Source organism: Promineifilum sp. (SeqCode) (assembly GCF_041918635.1).
In the GTDB taxonomy this organism is placed as follows: domain Bacteria; phylum Chloroflexota; class Anaerolineae; order Promineifilales; family Promineifilaceae; genus Promineifilum.
On record NZ_JAYRVJ010000813.1, the window covers coordinates 1 to 4,147 of the forward strand.

Sequence of the window (4,147 nt, forward strand, 5' to 3'; positions counted from 1 at the left end):
CGATGATAGCGCCGATCATCTGGGCGATGATGTACAACGGCACATCCCCCCAGCTGAAACTGCCGGCTACTGCCAGGCCGATGGTGACGGCCGGATTCAGATGCGCGCCGCTGACAACGGCCGACGAATAAGCGCCGACGAACACCGCCAGGGCCCAGGCCGTGGTAATGACGATCCAGCCGCCGCTGTTGCCCTTGGTCTTGCCCAGGACAACGTTAGCCACCACGCCATCGCCCAACAGGATCAGGAGCATGGTGCCGATGATTTCACCTACAAATGGACTAGACATTGTTCTCTCCTTTTTTCTCTCAGGGGTTCAGAAACGGAAACCTCGTTGAAATATGACTGACGTTTCTGCAGAAGTCGCGGGGGTGTTGCGCTTGCTCTGGCTCGATAACCTTACCTCCTTGCGTCGCAGTGCGGCGGTCTTGCCTGGTCTAGCGGGCAGCGTGAACGAAAGAAAGCGATGAGACCAGAGAAAGACGCACCCGGGCAAGCATGGACTGACTGCGGCATATACTTCGACGGACCCGTAGAGACTGTGTGGTCAGTCACTTTCGCCAGTTTCAGGCAGCGGCAATTGTGCAGAACACACAAGGGCTATGATAAGTCCCAGATGAGAAGAGGTCAAGCGGAGGGGCAAAAACGTTTCAAATAGAAACATCGCGTGACGCGCAATGTTTCTATTTGAAACGTACCTGTGAAGCGCCTACTGTTTGAAAGTAGCCGGCGAGAGGTCGAGCCGCTTCATCTTGCGCCACAGGGTCGAGCGACCGATGCCCAACATGCGCGCCATCTCGGTCACGCGGCCGTGGCAGGCCCAACCGGCGCGCAAGATGGCCTCCCGCTCCGCCTCGCCCACCGAGAGCACCGGCTGAGCCAATGGATACCGGCCGCTGACGACGCGGCCATTGCGCACCATCTCTGGCAGGTCGCCGGCCCGAATGATGTGGTCGCGGCTCTGGCTCATGGCCCGCTCCAGGACGCTCTCGAACTCGCGCACGTTGCCCGGCCACGGGTAGCGGGCCAGCATTGCCACTGCCGCGTCCTCAATCCACATCGCCTGATCCTCGCGCGCCGTCTGTCGGGCCAGGAAGCGCTCGGCCAGCAGGGGGATGTCTTCAATACGATCGCGCAAGGGCGGCACGTCAATCTTGAAGACGCCGAAGCGATAATAGAGGTGCGAGAGAAAGCTGCCCTGAGCCACCAGGTCTTCCAGGTTGTCGGTCGTGGCAGCGATAATGCGCACGTCGACGGGGATGGGCGTCGAACTGCCCAGCCGGGTCACGTGCCGCGTCTCGATGACGTGCAGCAGTGCGGCCTGAAGCTCCAGCGACAGGTTCTCGATCTGATCGAGCAGCAGCGTGCCGCCGTCGGCCAGCTCGAACTTGCTCGGCTGGCCGCGGGTCAGTGTGTCCTGCTCGTGCCCCAGGATCTCGCGGGCCATCAGTTCGTGGGGAATGGCCCGGCAGTTGATGTCGATAAATGGCCGTCCGGCGCGCGGCCCATCGTTATGGATGGCGCGGGCCAGCAGGTTCTTGCCCACCCCCCCCTCGCCGCGCATCAGCACCGGCGCGGTTCCGCGCGCCGCCGTGCGCGCCTGGCGCACCACCTGGCGCATCTTGCCGGAGTCGGCCTGCACGTCCTCAATTCGCAACGACGTCTGCGCGCCGTACTGCTGTTGGGCGATCTGGCGCACGTGTTCGATGGGGTTGAGCAGAATGACGTAACTTACCGGCTGGGCTCCGGCCTCGTAGATCGGCCGCAGCGTCAACACGCAGCGCACATCCCGCCCCAGCGCTTGCAGACTCAACTCAACGTCGTGCAGCTCGCCGCCATGCTCGATGGCGTAGGTCAGTTCGCGGGGTAGGGTTAGCACGTCGGTCAGCGGACGCCCCACGGCGGCGCGCGGGTTCAGCTGGAGCATCTCCGCCGCTTGCTCGTTGACGTGGCGTATCTCCCCCTGCTGGTTCCAGACGATGACCCCCTCGGTGATGGCCTCGACGATGGTATTGACCTCGCTGAGGTGCTGGTTCGCCTCCTCCAGATACCAGTTGGCTTGTAGCTGGTTGCCGATGGCGCGGGCAGCAGCCATGACCAGGGCCAGGGTGTGGGAAGTCGCCGTCTCCACCGAGCCGACCATGCCCAGCAGGCCGATGACGCGCCCGCGCACGTCGTGGATGGGCGCGGCGGCGGTGACGATGCCGTGCAGGAAGCGAAAGTAGTGTTCCGGCCCGACCACCTGGACAGCCGTTCCCTCCAGCAGCACCAGCCCCAGGGCGTTGGTGCCGGCGTTGTTCTCTGACCAGTACATGCCTTGCTGGAAACCCAGGTCGGCGGCCTTGCCCAGCGCGTGGGCGTCGCCGCCTATCTCCAGGATGCAGCCCGCGCCGTCGGCCAGCAGGATGGCGTAGTCGGAGCGCTCGGTATACTGATAGATATCCTCGATGAACGGGGTGGCGATGGTGATGAGGTCTTGTTGGGCGCGGATGATGGTCGTCAGGGCATTCTGGCTGATGGTCGCCACGCGCGGCCGGGCCAGGGGGTTGAAGCGGTAGACGCAGCGCTGCCAGGAGCGGGCAACGGTCGGGTCCAGCCGCGCCGCGTCCTCCGGGTTAAGGCGCCCCGTCTCGGTGAAGGTGCGCCACATCTCGGCGACGATCTCGTTGGGGATGTCAAAGCCGGTTGGCAACATGGCTAAGAGGAATCCACAGATTTCGCAGATTAAGCAGATTTTTCTGTTGGTGGTCGTTGATCGTTATTTCCAGTCACCAATGACTAATCACTAACCTCCCCAATAACCGCCAGCATGGCCTCGTGAATGTGGCCGTTGCTGGCCAGGACGTGTAATTGGGGTGTGAGGGCGAGCGGCTGCCCGGCGATGTCCGTCACCCGGCCGCCCGCCTCTTGCACCAGCAGGATACCCGCGGCCACGTCCCAGGCGTGCACCTTGAACTCCCAGTAGCCGTCGAGCCGGCCGGCGGCGACGTAGGCCATGTCGAGCGCGGCCGAGCCGGCCCGGCGCAGCCCAAACGCCCGCTTGACAAACCGGGCGACGTAGGCGGCGTTGTCCAGAGGACTGGTGTGTGCGTCGTAGGGGAAGCCCGTTGCCAGCAGGCTGCTGACCAGTTCTGTGGCCGCGCTGACGCGCAACGCCTTTGTGCCGTGGCGGCCGGTCAGAGATGCGCCGCGGCCAGCGATGGCGCTGAAGCACTCCTCCTGCACCGGGTCATAGATGACGCCGACACAGGGTTGTTGCCCCTGATAGAGGGCCAACGAGATGCAGAAGACGGGGAAGCCGTGGCTGTAGTTGCTGGTTCCATCGAGCGGGTCGATGTACCAGGTATAGGGTTGTCGGCCGGTCTCGGCCGTGCCCTCTTCGCCGATGAAGCCGTGGTCGGGGAAGGCGGCCCGCAGCCGGTCGAGCAGCAGCGCCTCGGCGGCCAGGTCGAACTGGGTCACCCAATCGGTGGCCGAGCTTTTGGTCTGAATCGCCTTCTCGCGGCCGAAGCCATCCATCAGCAGCGTCCCCGCTTCGCGCGCGGCGGCGATGGCTGTTTCAAGTGCATAGTCGAGGTCCATAGGGGTTCATCCTGTGCGCGTCTACTATAGCTTTGTAGCGTGGGTTGGCAACCCGCCTTCTTGCGCCGGCCCTTGTAGGGCGGGTTTGAAACCCGCCCCTACAAGGGGGCAACTTTACCATATATAATCAGTTGTTAAGCGCTCATGCGTGTCTTAAGGAATTTTGATAAGCTTTCATATTAGAAAGTGCGTCACGGGCACGGTAAGTTTGTGCCTCAGCGCCTTAACATACCGAATGCAGCCGGTTGTTCCGCGGGAGTTGTGTAATATGGACGATCAACCGAATGAGAATCGCCCCAATATCCCTACCTGGGTGTGGATTCTGACCATCTTTGCCATCATTCTGGGGCTACAGCTCTGGCTCAGCGGCCGGTTCACCGGCCCGGAGCAGATCACCCTCCAGGAAATGGCCGATTTCATCCGCGAAGACCAGGTCGAACAACTGATGGTCAGCGGCGACCGCCTCCAGGTGACGCTGGACGACGGCCGCACCTTCGGCGCGGTGAAATCCCCCTCCGACAGTCTCATCGAGACATTCCAATATTACGGCATTTCGGCCGAAGAC

4 protein-coding genes are annotated in these 4,147 nt (G+C 62.7%); 1 reads left to right on the forward strand and 3 read right to left on the reverse strand.

The annotated features are described in order from the left end of the window. From ACE3UY_RS23135 to ACE3UY_RS23145, 3 genes are all read right to left on the reverse strand, one after another. A partial coding sequence (locus ACE3UY_RS23135; RefSeq protein ID WP_374689826.1) for an MIP/aquaporin family protein occupies positions 1-289 on the reverse strand: 289 nt, incomplete at its 3' end. Positions 290-709: 420 nt separating this feature from the next. Beyond that, positions 710-2,695, reverse strand: coding sequence for a dihydroxyacetone kinase operon transcriptional regulator DhaR (gene dhaR / locus ACE3UY_RS23140; RefSeq protein WP_374689827.1), 1,986 nt, complete (start codon positions 2,693-2,695; stop codon positions 710-712). A gap of 83 nt (positions 2,696-2,778) precedes the next feature. Beyond that, positions 2,779-3,582 carry an inositol monophosphatase family protein gene (locus ACE3UY_RS23145; RefSeq protein WP_374689828.1) on the reverse strand — a complete coding sequence of 268 codons (804 nt, stop codon included), beginning with the start codon at positions 3,580-3,582 and terminating at the stop codon, positions 2,779-2,781. A 268-nt stretch (positions 3,583-3,850) separates the two neighbouring features. On the opposite strand from ACE3UY_RS23145, the gene ACE3UY_RS23150 reads away from it, so the two are divergent. Next, positions 3,851-4,147: ATP-dependent metallopeptidase FtsH/Yme1/Tma family protein (locus tag ACE3UY_RS23150; protein WP_374689829.1), on the forward strand; the 297-nt coding region annotated here is incomplete at its 3' end.